This window comes from Pseudoalteromonas sp. SR45-4 (assembly GCF_014163535.1).
In the GTDB taxonomy this organism is placed as follows: domain Bacteria; phylum Pseudomonadota; class Gammaproteobacteria; order Enterobacterales; family Alteromonadaceae; genus Pseudoalteromonas; species Pseudoalteromonas nigrifaciens.
Window position 1 is genome coordinate 63,774 of sequence record NZ_JACJDO010000008.1, and the last position, 18,649, is coordinate 82,422.

Consider the following 18,649-nt stretch of genomic DNA (forward strand, 5'->3'; position numbering starts at 1 on the left):
AATTATTAAAATGAAGAGGTAAATAAACCCACAGAGCCTATTGCGTATACTACAATTAAATAAGCGATTTAAGTTAAACAACAAACAATTTGTACATTATTCCGCCGTTGATATTAACTGAACTTAGGAATATAGTATTAATACTTAAGTATATGGAATAAATTTATGGCAATTGAAAATGTAACGAATAAACAGATAAAGTGTTTAGATACTTCCGGGTATACTTCTTTATTTTGTGTGGCGACACAATACAATATACTGCTGGTAAATTATCAAGCACTTAACGTTATCACTAACTATGAACTAATTAATCAGTTTATGTTAAAAAATGAGCACCAAGGGCTTGTTATTTTTGACGTGCCTAAAGACAGTGATGTTATTCCATTAAAAGAATGGCCTAACTTAAAGGGCTTATTTTATGCTAATACAGACGAAGCTCTTTTTCACCAAGGGTTAGAAGCGATTAATAAGGGAGAACTTTGGTTTCCTCGCGCGGTTACCGATTGTTGGATGAGGCAAATGCTGGCTAGCGAGCAACAAACAACTCTGCAGTCGAATAATCTTACCTGTAAAGAAATTAAAGTTTTAAACTTACTGTTTTCAGGAATGCACTCCAGTGCGATTGCCGATAGCCTGTTTATCAGCGAAGCAACTGTGCGAGTTCATTTACATAAGGTGTATCAAAAAATCGCCGTTAAAAATAAGCAGCAAGCACTTGCATGGTGTCAAAAAAACTTAAACAAAGTTAATAGTTAAGTGGGCTAATTTGAAACCTTATAGTATCTGTATACTCACCAGCGGCTTGCTCTTTAAAGTCAGCTAACTGTATTTTAAGTGGCAATAAAAACACAGTTTGCCCAGCGTATGAAAACGTTTTATTTGTATCTTGACTCAATACTAACCAATTACCCGCCAAATCTAAATTATAATCTATCGCATATTGTTGCTGATACATACTGTGCACTAACTTACCTTTATTATCAGAGCTAACACGCAGCCGAACATCTGAATTAGTCACTACTTGCAGGCTAGGTAACATAGCGTATTCTTGCAGAGGTATTAACTCTCCTAAGTTAATGGTATTTGCAAAAGTATTATAACCAAGCACCGACAGGCTGGTTCTTGGGGCAATATCTGTTTCAATGTCAAGTTGACGCTCATCGAGCAGCTGATTATTTTGATCATAAAGTTTTATTTGCAATCTATCTGTGTATAACCCTGCCTTTACCGGTGTACCCGATGGGATCAAAAGTTCAACTTCAGCCGCTGACTCTACTAGTTGTAAACGACTAATTGATGAGCTGACTAATTGCTGAGTATCGCTGCGAAATTGATAAGCAATACTTTGAAAAGCGCCTTTTAGCTGCGCTTGGTTTTCACTGGTTAGTATAATATGTAGCTGGCACTGTTCGTCATTTATTACATTAATGCGCAGCTGCTTTTTTGCATCTACTTTTTGTAATGCATGGTACTGATCAAAGTCATCAAATAAGTGGTCAATATTATTTAACCTTGCATCACACTGTGCGTAGCTAATATAAGGTAAAAGTAATAAAGCTAAGCCGCTAATAAAGGTAACCGTTTGTTTAGTGTACATAAATCTTTCCTTTTCTTTGTAGTTGCTCACCTTCTTTTACATCTAAAATAAATTGCGATTTTTCGCTATTATTTAATGTCACTTCATAGCTACAAGGGGTAAGCCCAGTTAATGCAAAACGACCCGATTTATTTGTAAAAAACTTATGTTCTTTTTCAGTATTATCTGAACATACAGCAACACCCACTTGTAATGCTAACGGCTGTTGTTGTTGATCTAGTAAAGTGGCGATAACCGATATATTTGCAGCAGTACCAATCATTACACTATACCCACTGCGATAAGATGGGAAAAACACCACTAAACCCGCCCCAATATCATACCCAGGCTCCAAATCTTCTACATCTACTGAAATAGCCGAATTATCGTATGAGCTAATATCATGTAATAAAATAGTATCAAAATCTGCATTGTTTGCTCTGTATTGATCTTTGTATTGGCCCAAGGTTATTTTTTTATCTTTTAGGCTCGAGTGGGGTTTAATTAAAGCAAAGCTGTCGTATATAGGCTTACCTATTGCCCAATCATCTTCTGCAAATGCTACGCTGGATGCAAAACTAACCCGACTTTGATGATAAGCTGAACTTGCATTTAATTGCTCATAAAAGCTAGCATGGTCTAAACTAGCTAAGAACCGGTTGCCATTATATTGTGTGTTTAAGTCAAATAATGCTTCATTTTGGTCATTATGTTCAATTCCCGTTCTTAAACTAAAGGCACCTACATAACGTTGATTAGCATCTTGGGTATACTCTAAACGTGTTTTGTTTCTACGTGATTGGTGAGATAACTTTAAACGTCGATCATTACTAAACTTATAGGTTAAAGAGAGCCTAATTCCCCACTCTGCATTATCTGCTATTTCATCCCATTGAGCGCCTAGGCTATAACGCCAACGGTTGTTACTTAAATCACCAGATAAACTTAACCCTACTGATTTATCAAACTGAGCTTCATTATGTGCTCTTGATAGGTTGGCAAAAAAAGAAGTACGTAAAGTAGGGCTATTAAAAAAGCTATAGTTTGCCTGAATAAAGTGTTCTCGTAGTCGAGCACTACCTTGTAGATCAGGTCGATAGCCTACAGCACGGAAGTTTTCAGTAGAGTACTCATAACCAAAACTAATATCTTGTGGTAATTCACTTCTGTCTGTAAAGCTACTATATACCAATCGGTAAGCGTGTCCTGTTTCGTCGCCAAAACTCACTGCATTTTCAAATGCAAATTGGCCAATATTGGCAGCATAAATACTTTTAAAGCCTGCTTGTTGTATAAATTCATCTGCCTGCGCTGTAAAGCCAATAGTCCAACTAGGCGATACCCCATAATCAAGATAGGTACTTATCAATGGGCTGTCATTATCGTAATTTAGCTGATCGGTTAATGTCGATGGCACTCCAATATGAATCTCATATTCTAGCTGTCCCTCTGCAAATAAATCTAAGCCCGTGGTTACATCAAAATTAACGTATCGTACTACCCCTGCAATATCAGTGATCCGCAAACTTATATTATTACTTCCCTCATTCAACGGTATATCATCTAATGAATATATGCCTGCAGTTAAATTTAATCGCTTTACAATCCTATCGTCAACCAATACTTCTACAGAAGATGGGCTTTCTAAAGTAAAGCTTCTAGAGGCACTGGGTCTTATTGGCCTATCGGATACTAGCGAGAAGTCATGAGCAAGTGAAATCCCCAAAATACGTGATGTAGATTGAAAGTAACTTCCTGAGCTGTAGTTATCGCCTATTGATACACGCATGCCTTTTAACGGTAAGTCATGCACTAAGCGTGTGCCTAAACGTTTAACATTTGATGATGTTGCCTCAACATCTGATAAATACTCAAGTTCATTTTCTACTACCCAGCCCCCCCAATTCATCACCATTTCAGCACGAAAGGCTAGCTGTTTGTCTGTCGTATCTGTATTGTTATTTTGTTGATATAAGTAGCTAGAATACAGGTTAACAAAGCCACTTAAATTAGCCACTTCTGAAGCTTTTAGTCGCCTAGAGTCTGATTTTAAACTTAATGTTTGCGGGCGGGTTAAATTAAGAGGGGCATTTATTTTTAAACTAAAATCGCTTAGGTCAAAGTTAACCACAAAGCCAAACTTTTCTAATGCTTGCTTGCTAAGCAAACCATCAACAACCTTAGCTTTTAATATGGCAAGGCCTTTAGGGTATAACACTTCCTTTAATACTGTTTCAACTTCGTTCCACTTAAGTAATAAATTATCACCTGGCTCCACAGCAAGTGTTACTCTGCCAATATCTGTTTTATTAAGCTCAGCCTCAACACTTAGCTCAATGGTTCGGTTAGATGGATTTATTTTTGCTAGGCTTACTTGAGTGAATACAATTAATAATAAACAAATAAATATACGCATATTTATTACCTCATCAATTCTAAGCGTAAGCTTTTAAAACTATCCTCTTTTATCGATTTTGGTTTAGGTATTTTTATATAGTGGCTACTATTAGGTGCAAAAAACACGTCATACCCTTGTGCCTTTAATTGCTGCTTTAAAATGCGCTCTATTAATACTCCAGAACTTTCATCAGTTAACTTGATCTCATAATCACTTAATCGACTCGCACCTGGGCCTTTATTTATTATATTTACCATAATGTCTGTTCCCTCAATATGAGACTCTCCAACGGCTAAATCTGCTGTTAACTGTGGTTGATCTACATGCACAATTAAGTTCACATTAAGCAGCATGGTCAATTGCGATGCTTTGTCTGCTAAATGAGCGTTTAATGGTTGCTCAATCAAGCTAACTTGGTAACTTTTATCTGTGGTTGGCAGTACTTTATCTAGCCATCTAAATTGAATACGCTGACTTTGCCCTGCTTGTAGCAATAATGACGGCGGAAACACCCACAATGGCGAATCTTCTAACGGCACTAATTGTGGTTCATCTTGTGTAAATTGAATTTCGTATACCTGTATATCAAAGGCAATATCACGTGGTAACTGGTTATGTATTAAACTAGATGCACCATTTGACACGCCATTTGGTGAAAAAGTAACTACCATGGGCGTTACTTCTAAAGCGTAGGCGGGCAAAGCTAACATTACAAATAATAATAAGTAATAATTCAGCAGCCTACACATTAAAACAGCACCTCTAACTCACTTTGCTCTGCATTAAATTGCGCTGGTATTTTTATTGTTACTTCTCGACTTGAGTTAGGTAAAAGCAGCTTTCCACTTAACGCTTTACTTAAGCTTTCTCCTTCAAGCACAAATTTTTCATTATTACCCTTAATTACCCACTGTGCTTGCGATAAGCGAATATATTTATTGCCGGTATTTTCTAATAATACTTTCCACTCACCAGTTGCTGCTTGTGCTTTACTTTTAATCATTAACTTGGCTTCTGCTCCTTGCGGAACCACATTAAGTAACGTTCTAAAGCTCAAGCTCATACCAACACCTGATGTATTATCATCTTGTAAATTAACTTTTACTTGATCAATCATTAAACGATAAGCTTTTGAAGCGGAAAGTACAGGCTCACCAATATACCTAACAATAACTGACTGGCTTTTTCCTGCAGGAATAATAGTTGTCATAGGTATAATTAAAAAGTCATCTTCATTTTCACGTAACGACTCATCTCCTTGATCCGTTATTAATAAATCATATGCTGTAATTTCAATAGTTAAAGGATTTACTGATGTATTTGCTATGCGTATTGTTTGTTGCGATTGGCTCCCCATAGGTTGTACCTCTGCAACCATAGGTTGTACTTGAAAAGACAATGCCGAGTAAGAAGCTGTAAATAAAATAAAAATTATAAATAAACGCATAAAATTCCCTCTAAATAATAAAAAGGCAGTTAAAAACTGCCTTTTAAAGTGACGAATTAATTAGCTGTTATACCTAATGTAAGCGTATCTGCATACGTCCCTGACCATGTAGGTGTTTGTGTAACAGTAACTAAAATTGTACCCGCTAGACCACCTGCAGCAAGTGCAGCTGTGCCTGCTTGGCTTTGAGATGCTGACTGATCATTAGCACCATCATCTGCAGTTAAAGTAAACGCAAATGGACCTGCACTTAATGCTGCAGTATAACCAACGCCCATATCTTCATTATCTGAATTTTGTAAATGCCCTTCAGAAGTTGTTAGCGATATTGTTGCGCCGTCTACATCATTACACTGAAGATTAAAATTAACTGTAGCACTATTACCTAGAGCTAGAGCTGGGAAATATTTAACAGTCTCTGTGTTACTAACTCCACACACAGACTGTACAGCCGCGCCTAAGTTTATGCTGTCTGCTAGTGCTGCACCTGATGTAAGTGCTGCGATTGCTGATAATACGATTAACTTTTTCATTGTTATATTCCTTTTCCATGTGACATATGTTTATGTTTAATAATTAATGGTTTACCGCACGCCACCAGAGACTGCAGATGGCGTCATTTCTATGCGAATAACATCCTGGTAATTTCCTGCATAAATTAAAGGGTCTACTAGCTCTAACTGTAGTTTTGCTACACTGTTAAATAAAATTTTATCAACATTCACTGTTTGTGATACTGTTAAGGTCTGTGACGAAACAGACATACTTTGATTAGCATCTGCAATTGACAAGTTAACGTTATAAGCATTTAAGTGAGCACCATGCTGGTGGCGCAAACCACCGTTTTCTGACAGCATAGATACCCGCATAGGTGAGTTACAATTAATTGCTAACTCTGTATTAGCGAAGCCATCTGAAGAAATAATTAAGTTTTTATCTGCTGCCGTAAACTCACATTTAGGTGAAATGTATCCAACTAAAGTAAGTGCTACTTCATCGTTGCTATATGCATTACATGCAAAGCAACATAATAAATAACCTAGATATTTTTTCATTATTGCCATTTCCTTTGAGCAACTTCGGTAAGACGATTTAATCTTAAGATAAAATAACGGTTTAGTGAGTTTTCATTTGCTTACTTATCAAACAACCCTGCAATTAAATGTAATAGTATTAGTACTTAGTTTTTATAAATATACGTACTAAACAATTCACAAGCCTCAACGACCCATAAATTAAAAACCGTTTTAATGGTGTGTAAAATATGTGTTTATAATTTATAAACAACGTAAAACTAGGTAAACAAAAAATAAATTGTCTTTATTTGATCCTAATAACTTTTATAAACTTTGTTAGCTAAACATAATTAAATACCTCGTTCATTTTTTATTCATTACGTGTGGTTTTTTAGTCTGTTTAATTAATAAAAAGCAACTTTCCCACTTAAAAAATTCTTTTTAATTAGAGCCTGTTTACCATCTAAGGTTTAATTTTTAGCAATTTGCTTGGCTTTTAGGTTAGACAGAGCCTATGTAATGTCGTTATTTCCCACATACTAGGTGATATCGACGTATAAATGCCAAACACACGCTGATCGAGTAGTTTTGCCAAGGGTGATGAACTATTTTTATCTACATGGGTATAGGTGAGCGGCGGAAGCTTTGCTCGTTTTTACTTATTTTTACTTGGTTTTAAGCTAGTAGAATAAGGAAAAAACAGTTACCGAGAATACTAGGTTACAAATCTCGCACCGCGATTAAAGCCCCCTAGAGTGAAAAAGGTTCAACCATGAACGGTCAATATACCCTAACTACTTTCAATAAATTGCAGGAACCACAACGTAAATTCATTAAAATCAATTCCGTTTGTAACTGTTTCCCTTTCTAAAATCCGCGGCAAATATTGTCTTGCTTTACTCATCACTATTAAAGCTAAACTCGCCCAATAAGCGAATTAATAAGCAGTACAAACCAATAACTAATTCTCTTTATTTTACTAATTAGTTATTGCCTACCTCAAATGGTCGATGTTCACAGTGACGCGATAAGGGTTAATGTAGATATGGAAAACTCTATTTTTACCCGTGGTAATAATTGCAATTAATCTGACTAATTTAACCAATACACACGTGTTATTGCAGCAACTCAGCATTATTACCTAGCTAAAATTTAACCGTAAGAGTGCCTTTGCACTTCAAAATAAAAAAGGAATAATCATGCGCGAAGCAGTTATAGTTTCTACCGCCAGAACGCCTATGGGCAAAGCCTTTCGTGGTGCCTTTAACGATACCGAAGCGCCTGCATTATCAGGTCATGCAGTTGAGCAAGCCGTTAAACGCGCGGGTATTGATGGTGCTGAGGTTGATGATGTGATCATTGGTTGTGCAGCGCAGCAAGGTACTCAAGGCTATAACTTGGGCCGTTTAACAGCGACCGCTGCAGGCCTACCTAATAGCGTGCCGGGTATGACTCTTGACCGTCAGTGTTCGTCTGGATTAATGAGTATAGGTTTTGCGGCGCAAAATATTATGCTTGGTTCAATGGATATTGTGGTTGCCGGTGGCGTTGAATCTATTTCTATGGTGCAAAACAAACACAAAAATACTTATCGTAATATTTCAAAAAAAGTACTGTCGCATTCAGAGCATGCCTATATGCAGATGATCGAAACGGCTGAAGTGGTTGCTAAGCGCTACAACATTTCACGTTTAGCGCAAGATGAGTACAGCTTACAGTCGCAACTGCGTATTGCTGCGGCGCAAAAAAACAACCTGTTTGATGACGAAATTGTGCCAATGGCATCTACTAAATCAGTATTTAACCGCGAAACCAAAGAAGTGACCTTTGAGGACGTATTACTAGCTAAAGATGAAGGCAACCGCCCTTCTACAACTATTGAGAGCCTACAAAGCTTAGAACCGGTGTGGAAAGATGGTCGCGTTATTTCACAAGGTGAATTTATTACAGCAGGTAATGCAAGTCAGTTATCTGATGGCGCATCAGCCTGCGTGGTAATGGACTCACAATTAGCGGCGCAAAAAGGCTTAGCGCCAATGGGTGTGTTTCGTGGTATGGCGGTTGCAGGTTGCGATCCCGATGAAATGGGTATTGGCCCTGTGTATGCTATTCCTAAGCTATTAAAACAACATGGTTTATCAATTGATGATATTGGTTTGTGGGAAATTAACGAAGCGTTTGCGTGTCAGCTTATTTATTCGCGCGACTACCTAGGTATTGATAACAATAAACTTAACGTTAATGGCGGCGCTATCGCCATTGGCCATCCCTTTGGTATGAGTGGTGCGCGTATGGTGGGCCATGCCCTTATTGAAGGCAAGCGTCGCGGTGTTAAATATGTTGTGGTGAGCATGTGTATTGGCGGTGGCATGGGTGCTGCGGGTTTATTTGAGGTATGCCTGTAAGGCAACCTTAATTTGCACAGCAACATGTTAGTCTAATTTAAGTAAGGAGATATTAATGTCTATACTCGATAGATTTCGCCTCGATGGCCAAGTCGCTATTGTTACCGGCTCAGGGCGTGGCATAGGTGCTGCCATAGCACTGGCATTAGCCGATGCGGGTGCCGATATTGTAGTCACTGCCAGAACCATCGAAGATATTGAACAAACAGCAGCGCAAATACGCCAACGCGGCAGCCGCGCTTTAGTCGTTGCGTGCGATGTACTTGATGAGCAACAACGACAGTCATTAGTTGATAAAACAATTGAGCATTTTGGTCGACTCGATATTTTAGTCAATAACGTCGGTGGCTCAGGCGCAATTAAGCCTACACTTAGCAGCAGCGCAGCAGAGTTAGAAAATTGCTTTAAGCTCAATACCGCTACCGCGTTTGATTTGTCACGTATTAGTGCCCCGCACATGGTAAATACCAGTGGCCAAGGCAGTATTATTAATATTTCATCGGTAGCTGGGCAGTTAGCTCAGCCCGGCTTTATCAGTTACGGCATCGCCAAAGCGGCATTAAATTTTATGACGCTTAATTTAGCGCAAGATTTTGCACCTAAAGTGCGCGTTAATGCAATTAGCGTAGGCTCAACCCTTACCGAAGCACTTAAAGGCGTAATGAATGATGAAATGGAGCAGGCTATTGTTAAACGTACACCTATGAATCGCTTAGGTCAGCCTGAAGATGTAGCGGCTTGTGCGCTATTTTTAGCCTCGCCGGCGGCGGGCTATATCACTGGTGAAATTTTTGGTGTTAATGGGGGACTAACCGACGCGCCAATGCCTATGCCTCGCAGTAGTTTTTAACGTCCTTACTGTATTCAAATAAAGCCCGCTGATTAAGCGGGCTTAGCTTTACAGCCCTTCTTACTCTTTAGTTAATTTTTGAACTCACAGCCTTCGCTAAAAATAACCCCACCAGCCCAGTCGTAATGAGCAATAAAATAAGTAACCTGATGTGCTGGTTAAGCGATTTTTTATCCGTTACATCAGGTTAAGTAATACAATTATTTTATGCGGTTATTTTAGGCTCTTTGGGCATACCTAAGCCACGTTCAGCAATAATGTTACGTTGTATTTCGTTAGTGCCACCATAAATGGTATCTGAGCGAACAAACAAATACATAGCCTGTAAACGGGTTAATGTATAAGGGCCTGACTCTAGTATTTCGGCTTCGGGGCCAAGTACATCCATTGCCAGTTCGCCTAAATCACGGTGCCATGTTGCCCAAAATAACTTATAGATCAGCGCTTCTTTTTGTAAGCCGCCATCACCTGTATCTGAGAGCATACGCATACTGTTGTAGCGCATTATTTTAAGCCCTATATGAGCGTCAGCAATGCGTTGGCGAATAGTTGGATTTTGGCTTTTACCATTGGCTTTGGCTATATCAATAATTTGATTAAGCTCATTTTGAAACTGCATTTGCTGACCTAAGGTCGACACGCCACGCTCAAAATTAAGTAAACCCATAGCAATAGCCCAGCCTTCACCTGGTTGCCCTACAATATCGTCGGCATCACATTCGGCTTGATCAAAAAATACCTCATTAAACTCAGAGGTGCCGGTAAGTTGCCTTATGCCACGCACTTCAATACCTGGCTGATCCATTTTCATTAAGAAAAAGCCTAGCCCTTTGTGAGCGCTAGAATTTGGGTTAGTACGCGCTATAACAAAAATATAGTCAGATTCATGCGCAAGCGATGTCCACACTTTTTGCCCGCTAATAATCCACTTACCTTTGGCTTCGTCAAAATGTGCCTTGGTATTAACATTAGCTAAGTCTGAGCCTGCACTAGGCTCAGAATAACCTTGGCACCAAAGTGCGGTTCCGGCTGCAATGCCTGGCAAGTATTTTTGTTTTTGCGCTTCACTACCAAAGGCAATTAACGTTGGCCCAGCAAGCCCTTCACCTATATGCCCAACACGACCCGGTGCACCGGCGCGAGCATATTCTTCATTAAAAATAACTTGCTGCTCAATAGAGCACCCTCGGCCACCATATTCTTTAGGCCAACCAATGCAGGTCCAACCTCCTTGCGCGAGCTTTTGTTCCCACTTTTTACGCTCCAGAGGAAACATGTGTTCATCCCCTGGGCCACCGCGAAATTTAAGCTGCTCAAATTCACCCACTAAATTCTCAAAGAGCCAAAGTGCCACTTCGGCGCGAAATTTTTCGTCTTCATCACTAAAACTTAATTTCATCTGTTTTACCTTTTTTAGCAGCCGTTTAATCTAATAACAATGTTGCGACGTGTTCACGATGATAAGCTGCATCACCTAAAAATAACTCAGACGATTTAGCTCGTTTAAAATATAAGTGCACGTCATATTCCCAGGTAAAACCTACTCCACCATGAAGTTGCAGCGCATCTCCGGCATTTTTAAAGTAGCCTTCTGAGCAATACGACTTAGCTACGCTGGCTGCTTCGCCTAACTCATCGGCCAACAAACCACCACTGAGCGCCTCCTCTGCTACGCACGCAGCGTAATAAACGGCTGAGCGCGCCACCTCGGTACGCAGCATCATATCTGCCGCTTGGTGTTTAACTGCTTGAAAACCCGCTATAGGCCTACCAAACTGCACTCGCTCTTTGGTGTACTCTACAGTTAAATCTAATACTTGTTGCGAGCCACCTACTTGCTCTGCTGCAATGGCTATAGCAGCTAGTTGCAATACTTTATTTAGCTGTGGCCAAGCATTATTTTCCTCGCCCATTAATTGGCTGCTGCTCACTCGCACATTATCAAACGCTATTTCTGCCTGTTTACGTGTTTGATCCATAGTTGGCAACCAAGTGCGCTTTACTCCAGGGGTGTCTGAGTCTATTGCAAATAAACTTATTCCTTGCTCGCCCTCACTGCCTTCACTACGTGCGGCAACTATTAATAATTGCGCCGTGTGGCCATCTAGTACATAACGATATGTGCCATTAAGTACATAATCATCGCCCTGTGCAGTTACAATGCCTTGCACTGCTGTTGCGTCCCACTGGCCATTTTTACTGGTATAGGCAAGCGTAGCGGTTAAACTACCTTCACATATTTGCGTTAAATATTGTTGTTTTTGCTCATCAGTGCCGGCAACTATTAAGGCATTACTGGCTAAACACACGGTTGAAAAAAACGGCGAACATAATAAATAACGTCCCATTTGCTCCAGCATAACCACCAAATCTACATAGCCTAGTCCCATGCCGCCATATTCTTCCGGTATATGAATTGCCTGCCAGTACATTTCTTCGCAAATACGTTGCCATATTTGTGGATCAAAGCCTTGCTCAGTGTCCATTGCGCTGCGTATTGCATTCGATGACGATACTTCAGCTAAGAAGGCTTGCGCAGTATCGCGGATCATTTTCTGCTCTTCGGTAAATGAAAATTCCAAATGTTTGCTCCTTCTAAAATTTTACTGTTGCAAAAAATGCTTTATCAGTTCTGCTTTAACTACTTTGTTAGAAGCATTTACTGGCATTGCGTCAATTATTTTGATTTTTCTGGGTACTCGATAATTTGCCATGCGCTCACGACACCAAGTCATTAACGTTGCCTCATCAAGTTCTGCTGATGATTTTAAAGTAATAAATGCACAGCCAACTTCTCCCATGCGCTCATCTTTAATTCCTACCACTGCAACTTGTGCAATAGCGCTGTGCTCAATAAGTACTGCCTCTATTTCTGCCGGATAACAATTAAATCCGCCCGAAATGTACATATCTTTTAGTCTGTCGGTAATGCTTAAATAGCCATTTTTATCTAAATGCCCAACATCGCCGGTGTGCAGCCAATTGTCTTTATCTATGGTTTCGGCGGTGGCTTGTGGTTGCTCAAAATACCCTTTCATTACATGAAAACCACGAATACAAATTTCGCCAGTTTCATTAGCACCGAGTATTTCACCCTGCTCAGACATTATTGCTATTTCGGTGCCTTCTATTGCACGGCCACTGGTACTGGCGATGGTGGCAACGTCGGTATCAATGCCACAAATACTTGCTAAACCACCGCACTCAGTTAATCCATAGGCTGTGGTTACCACTTTAAAACCTAATAACTCACGCATTCGCTCTATTAAAATAGGCGGAATAGTTGCAGCGCCAGTAACGGCTATGCGCAGGCTACTTAAGTTAGCGCTTGCCAACTGTGGATGAGCAAGCAATGATAAATAAAGTGTTGGTGGCCCAGGTAATACGGTTATTTTATCTTGGCTAATTCGGGCAAGTACATCATCGGCGTCAAACACTGCTTGTGGTAAAATAGTCGCGCCTGCTAATAAACAACTTACCCATCCGGCTTTATAACCAAAGGCATGAAAAAACGGATTAACCACTAAATAGCGATCGCCAGGTACTATGCCTAAGGTTTTTACAAATACGCTAAACGCTTTAATTATTGCCCCATGGCGACTCATAACACCTTTGGGTTTGCCTGTAGTACCAGAGGTAAACATAAGATCAGACAGATTATCTGCACCAACCCCTAAGGCAATTTCACGGGCACTGCGCTCATCTATGCTGTCTTTTCTAGCTAAAAAGCTTTGCCAATCACAACAAATATCAAGTGGCTCCCCTTTACGTGGGGTTAAGGTTACAATCGACAGTTGCTGTGGAGTGAATAATTTTGCCAATTCGCCGGGGTAGTCACTTTTTAAAAAGTCACCAACACTAAACACTAACTTTGCGCCACTGCGATTAATAATTTCAGCCGCTTCAACTGCTTTCATACGGGTATTGATAGGTACTAACACTGCTCCGGCCATTTGCAAACCAATCGCGGCAAGCACCCAGCGCCCAGAGTTTGCTCCCCAAATAGCCACGCGATCGCCCGGTTTTATTCCAAAAGCAATAAGTGCACGGCTAACATTTAAACTCTCAGTAGGTAAGTCTTGATAGGTTGTTTTTGCTTCGCCATCTTCAATGGCAATAAGTTGTCCATGGCGCTTTGCAGCAGCAAACACTAATTTAGGAATACTATCCACTTCGCTGCTAATGCCAGGGTCTAATGAATTATTGATCGTCATATGCAATTCTCTAGTCATTGGCTTCTGCGCCGCGGTTAGCTGTAATGTGATTAGCCGCAACGTAACCAAAGGTCATAGCTGGGCCAATTGTTGCACCCGCGCCTGGGTAACTTGTGCCCATAACTGAGGAGGAACTATTACCTATGGCATAAAGTCCTGCAATGGGCTCACCCGATGGGCGCACCACTTGGGCATACTCATTAGTAAGCAAGCCACCTTTAGTGCCAATATCGCCCGGATGAATTTTTAATGCGTAATAAGGGCCTTTTGTTAGCGGTGCTAAACAAGGATTAGGTTTTACTTTGGTGTCGCCGTAATAACGGTCAAACACATTACCGCCACGGTCAAAGTCTTCATCTACACCCGTTGCTGCGTAGTGGTTCATCTTTTGTACTGTTTGTGCTAATCCATCAGCATCAATATTAACTAGTTTTGCCAGCTCTGCTAAGCTATCGGCTTTAAAATAAACCGAGCCTAACCAGGCTTTGGGCGCTCTGCTATCTGGCATAATTTTGCCAGGCATCAGTGGTCCCATAGCGTATTCATGGCGAAAATGGCCATCAAAAACCACCCAAGCAGGAATAGAATTACCCATTTTTTGATGATTACGATACATAGCATCACCAAATTCTAAATAAGGCGCTGCTTCGTTAAAAAACCGTTGCCCTGCACCATCAACAACAATAGCACCAGGAAAGGCTCGCTCGGCAAATAAACCACGAGCGTTGCGCTCTTTAGGTACATTTAAGGTAGGTGTCCACCAGCACCAATCAAGTAAATCGGTGGCTGCACCTAGTTTTTGCCCCGCTTCTAATGCCGCGCCAGTGTTACCGCCTTTAGGTGTTGCACTCCAGCTTTGTTGTGACGGTGCCGGTAAATATTTTTCACGTAATGCTTGATTTTGCTCAAAGCCACCACTGCCCATTATTACGCCATAACGCGCATTTAATGTAAGTTCTTGGCCATCGCGTAGCACTTTAATACCGGTCACTTTGTCGTTATTAATAACAAAGTCGGTAAACTCTGTATCGCGCCATAATGGAATATTACGATCGCATAACGAGTGGCGCAGTGATGCCACTAAACTCGCGCCTAACCCTGCTCTGCGATCGCGGCGTCCTTTTTTACGCTGCTTAAAGTCCAATTTATAACGTAGCATTAAACCAATTATCATCAGCATCCAGCCGCGCTCCTTCGACACTGCTTTATGTGCTTGGCGCGCAGTCCACGACATTTTCCCCATCAGTAATGCATTACCGGCAGCAGGCTGTTGGTTATCCATTTCATCGCCCAGCCCTGTGGTATCGTATAGCTCTGGATCCATACTACGCCCACCCGGTAATGAGCCTTCAAGGTGTTGATAGTAATCGGGGTACTTATCGGCAACCGCAAATTTAACGCGGCTATTAGCTTGCAGCTCGCGCAGCATTTTTGGTGCATTATCTAAATAGGCACGAATACGCGTCTCATCAACACTGCCTTGGCTGGCCGCTTTAATATAAGTGAGTGCTGCTTCATAGCTGTCTTTGCCGCCAAGTGCACGAAATTCATCGTTATTTGGGATCCAAATACCACCTCCAGATATTGCAGAGGTGCCTCCGTATTTATCGGTTTTTTCAACAATAAGTACTGAGTTACCCTGATCGGCGGCAAACAGTGCTGCAGTCATTGCACCCGCTCCCGAACCGACAACAATTACATCGTAATTTTTTTCAACATCATTGGCTGTGGTCATCTACCTTCTCCTGTTCAATTATTTTTATTCACTAATGACTAATCTGCGCTTTATTGGCTTTTTTAACGGCGATTAACATTTATTGATAAAGCTTTGTTTTTAATTTGTTTCTTAAAATTTTACCAGCCGGATTACGCGGTAATTTATCTTCCATAAGATGAATTTTCTGCGGTACTTTATATTTAGCCAGTCGTTGTGCTACATGTGCGAGCAATTGCTGCTCTTCAATAAACTCGCCTTCTAATGGGCAAACAACAGCAATAACGGCCTCACCGGTTTCTTCATCTGGAATACCAAACACTGCTACTTCGGCTACCGCAGGGTGTTCAAGCAAACACGACTCTACTTCGGCTGCGGGAATATTTTCCCCCGCGCGGTTAATCACATCTTTAATACGGTCAACAATAAACAAAAAGCCTGCGTCGTCTATATAGCCCAAGTCGCCGGTATGTAACCACCCAGAGCGTATTGCATCTTGAGTTGCTGTTAAGTCGCCAACATACTGATCCATTAAAGTAATACCGCGCATACATACTTCGCCCACACTATTGCTAGGTAACGACTGTCCATCTGCTGCGCAAATACGTACTTCCATAATGGGCGAAATAAGCCCAGAGCTTTTGGGTGCATGACGAAATAAATCGCCAGACGCGGCTGCGCCCACACCATTGGTTTCGGTCATACCAAAGCCAATTCCTATCATTTGCTCAGGTAGGCTAGACAGCGTTTTATCAATTAAGCTTGCTGGTAGTCCTGCGCCGCCAAAACCTAAACCACTAAACGAGGCCATAACTTCTGCACTATGAAAACTCGGCTCTCGTAATAACTGCATCACCATAGATGGCGCACCATTAAATTGTGTTACTTGCTCTTTTTTGATCAGTTCAATTGCCTCTAGCGGATCCCACTTATGGGTAAACACTAAGCGCCGCCCGCCACGTAATGCCGACAATAACTGGGCATGTAAACCACTTACATGAAATAACGGCACCGCGGTTAAAATAGTAGGCACCAGTCCTTTTTCCATAATTAGCGCTAATGCTTTAGGTGAGGTCATTGCCGATATTGCACCAATAAAGTCAATATTATAAAGTGCTTGGCACACTGCAATATGGCTCGACTCAACCGCTTTAGCCACGCTGGTCGCACCTGAGGTAAACAGTACTAAAGCCGCATCGGTCGCTGTTATTGTGGGTGGTTCAATGCTGTGCGCTGAATAATTAAGCGCCTCTGTAAAGTCTATTGCAGCAGCAGATTGCGATAAATCTAATGCTGTATCGTTTAATACTAAGGTATCGGTTAACCACTCATTACTTTGGCTAATTCGCTGCCATCTTGGGCCATCACAAATTAATAATTTAGGCGTAATACCATTAAGTGCAGTTATTAGCTCTTGCTGCATCCCAAAACTGTTGAGTGGTGCAGGTACTGCACCTATCAATGCTATCGCGCAAAAAGCAATAACCCACTCAGGTCGGTTACGCATTGCAATAGCAACACGATCCCCTTGCTTTATGCCATGTTTCTGCAAGTAACTGGCAACATTATCAACGTGTTGAAAAAACTCTTTATAGCTGCAGTGCTCTCCCTGATAAACCAAAAATGATTGCTCATCAGTGCGCCTTGCATCATTAATCACTTGCGCTAAATTAAGCGGCGCGTTGCAATACACCTGATAACTTTGACCATTGATTTGCTTATTAGTGATTTCAAATGGTGCGCCAGGTGCCATTAATTGTGATTTAGTGGCAGTGACTAAATTAAATAAACTCATAATGTATTCCCAGCTGCTAATTTTTTGTCCGTGAGTAAGTAACTATTAATGCCTGAATCAGTTTTACGCTGACAAAATAATTCATCATTACTTTCTAACCAATTTAGGTGCGCTAAGGTTTCGCCCAATGCCATCATACTTTCTATGGGTGAAAGAGCGCGTTTAAATAAATGCTTCATTGCCTGATAGGCATTAAATTCAGGAGCTTGCAGTGCAAATGCTCTTAATATATCTAACTGCTCAAAATGATGATCAATCAACTGTTGTACTCGTAAATGCATGTGGCGAAATACTGGGCCATGGGCAGGTAATACTAAGGTTTGTGGGTCGAGCGTTTGTAGTTTTTCAAGCGAACGTAGCCAGTTTTTTAATGGCTGACCTTGCGGCTCTAACTCAGACACTAAAATATTTGAACTAATATTGGGCAATAACTGATCGCCAGCTAGCAGTAGTTTGTCGGCTTCACAATAAAGGCACGCATGCTCTGGCGAATGCCCCTCCCCTATGACTATTTGCCAACGGCGCTTACCTATGGTGAGCACATCCCCTTCACGCAGACGATTAAATGACGGCGGGCTAAATTTTATAAAGGGATCTTTACGGCAACTAGTAATGATCACGTCTAACTCATCTCGTGGTAAACCTGCACTATGATAAAAATCTAACTGGTTGTCACTGCCTAGTGCTGCGGTGTTATTACTCAGCGTTTTTAGCATGTAAAACTCACCAAAAGTCATATATAGCGGCACATTAAACGTGGCCATTAACCAACTAGCTAGGCTGCTATGGTCATAATGAAAATGCGTACAAATAACGCCTTTAATTACTTTTTTGTTGCAATGTTGTTCTATTACCGTTAACCATAATTGCCGTGTTGTGTCATTATTAAGCCCGGTATCGAGAATATACCAACCGTCGTTATCTTCGAGTAAATAAAGATTTATATGATCCAACGACATCGGCATAGGCATACGTAACCACAACAAACCTTCAGCTATCTCCACTACCGAACCATCCGCATTGGGTGGAGTAATTGGATATTCTAAAAGGCTATGCAGCTGATGGCCTTGTGATTCTTTGGGTAAAATCATCGATTTCATTATTTCTCCAAAAATAAGTGATCAGCGCGTTTATATTTTCTTAACTTAATAAGAAGCCATTTAGCGATTCTGTAATACGTCCAAAAGGACGATGCTGAAATTATTAGCAAAGTTAAGGTAGCTTAAAACAATAT

15 protein-coding genes are annotated in these 18,649 nt (G+C 40.8%); 3 read left to right on the forward strand and 12 right to left on the reverse strand.

Translation table 11 applies throughout. The features are described 5' to 3' along the window. Nucleotides 1–165: 165 nt before the first annotated feature. A complete protein-coding gene (locus tag H5058_RS05675; RefSeq protein ID WP_182677260.1) occupies nt 166–756 on the forward strand; it encodes a LuxR C-terminal-related transcriptional regulator in 591 nt (196 codons plus the stop codon). Here H5058_RS05675 and H5058_RS05680 read toward each other — a convergent pair. Genes H5058_RS05680 through H5058_RS05705 form a run of 6 tightly spaced genes read right to left on the reverse strand, consistent with a single transcriptional unit; the run spans nt 746 to nt 6,476 of the window. Continuing rightward, a complete protein-coding gene (locus tag H5058_RS05680) occupies nt 746–1,597 on the reverse strand; it encodes a hypothetical protein (RefSeq protein WP_182677262.1) in 852 nt (283 codons plus the stop codon). The genes H5058_RS05675 and H5058_RS05680 overlap by 11 nt on opposite strands. Next, complete coding sequence (locus tag H5058_RS05685) at nt 1,587–3,992, reverse strand: fimbria/pilus outer membrane usher protein (RefSeq protein WP_182677264.1); 2,406 nt, start codon at nt 3,990–3,992, stop codon at nt 1,587–1,589. The genes H5058_RS05680 and H5058_RS05685 overlap by 11 nt, the downstream gene beginning before the upstream one ends. A 5-nt stretch (nt 3,993–3,997) precedes the next feature. Further along, nucleotides 3,998–4,723: a hypothetical protein gene (locus H5058_RS05690; RefSeq protein WP_041454511.1), complete on the reverse strand. Its 726-nt coding sequence runs from the start codon at nt 4,721–4,723 to the stop codon at nt 3,998–4,000. Further along, nucleotides 4,723–5,421, reverse strand: a complete 699-nt coding sequence (locus H5058_RS05695) for a molecular chaperone (protein WP_179807442.1) — start codon at nt 5,419–5,421, stop codon at nt 4,723–4,725. The genes H5058_RS05690 and H5058_RS05695 overlap by 1 nt, the downstream gene beginning before the upstream one ends. 56 nt (nt 5,422–5,477) lie before the next feature. Further along, nucleotides 5,478–5,954 (reverse strand): hypothetical protein, encoded by a 477-nt coding sequence (locus H5058_RS05700; RefSeq protein WP_089368583.1) that lies wholly within the window; start codon nt 5,952–5,954, stop codon nt 5,478–5,480. 51 nt (nt 5,955–6,005) lie between these two features. Further along, entirely contained in the window at nt 6,006–6,476 is a 471-nt protein-coding gene (locus H5058_RS05705; protein ID WP_182677266.1) for a hypothetical protein, read from the reverse strand. Nucleotides 6,477–7,636: 1,160 nt separating this feature from the next. Here H5058_RS05705 and H5058_RS05710 point away from each other — a divergent pair. Then, nucleotides 7,637–8,842, forward strand: coding sequence for an acetyl-CoA C-acyltransferase (locus H5058_RS05710; RefSeq protein ID WP_182677268.1), 1,206 nt, complete (start codon nt 7,637–7,639; stop codon nt 8,840–8,842). Between the two features lie 55 nt (nt 8,843–8,897). Then, nucleotides 8,898–9,692 carry an SDR family oxidoreductase gene (locus tag H5058_RS05715; protein ID WP_011328786.1) on the forward strand — a complete coding sequence of 265 codons (795 nt, stop codon included), beginning with the start codon at nt 8,898–8,900 and terminating at the stop codon, nt 9,690–9,692. 205 nt (nt 9,693–9,897) lie between these two features. Here the strand turns inward: H5058_RS05715 and H5058_RS05720 are convergent, their stop codons facing one another. The 6 genes from H5058_RS05720 to H5058_RS05745 form a co-directional block, all read right to left on the reverse strand. After that, a complete protein-coding gene (locus tag H5058_RS05720) occupies nt 9,898–11,091 on the reverse strand; it encodes an acyl-CoA dehydrogenase family protein (protein WP_179807447.1) in 1,194 nt (397 codons plus the stop codon). Between the two features lie 25 nt (nt 11,092–11,116). Next, nucleotides 11,117–12,274 carry an acyl-CoA dehydrogenase family protein gene (locus H5058_RS05725; RefSeq protein WP_182677270.1) on the reverse strand — a complete coding sequence of 386 codons (1,158 nt, stop codon included), beginning with the start codon at nt 12,272–12,274 and terminating at the stop codon, nt 11,117–11,119. 21 nt (nt 12,275–12,295) lie between these two features. After that, entirely contained in the window at nt 12,296–13,906 is a 1,611-nt protein-coding gene (locus tag H5058_RS05730; RefSeq protein ID WP_182677272.1) for a FadD3 family acyl-CoA ligase, read from the reverse strand. Between the two features lie 10 nt (nt 13,907–13,916). After that, nucleotides 13,917–15,641: an FAD-binding protein gene (locus tag H5058_RS05735; RefSeq protein WP_182677274.1), complete on the reverse strand. Its 1,725-nt coding sequence runs from the start codon at nt 15,639–15,641 to the stop codon at nt 13,917–13,919. Nucleotides 15,642–15,720: 79 nt separating this feature from the next. Continuing rightward, on the reverse strand, nt 15,721–17,415 hold the full coding sequence (locus tag H5058_RS05740) for a class I adenylate-forming enzyme family protein (RefSeq protein WP_182677276.1): 1,695 nt from the start codon (nt 17,413–17,415) through the stop codon (nt 15,721–15,723). Beyond that, entirely contained in the window at nt 17,412–18,515 is a 1,104-nt protein-coding gene (locus H5058_RS05745; protein WP_182677278.1) for an MBL fold metallo-hydrolase, read from the reverse strand. Before H5058_RS05745 ends, H5058_RS05740 begins: the two co-directional genes overlap by 4 nt. Nucleotides 18,516–18,649 lie beyond the last annotated feature (134 nt).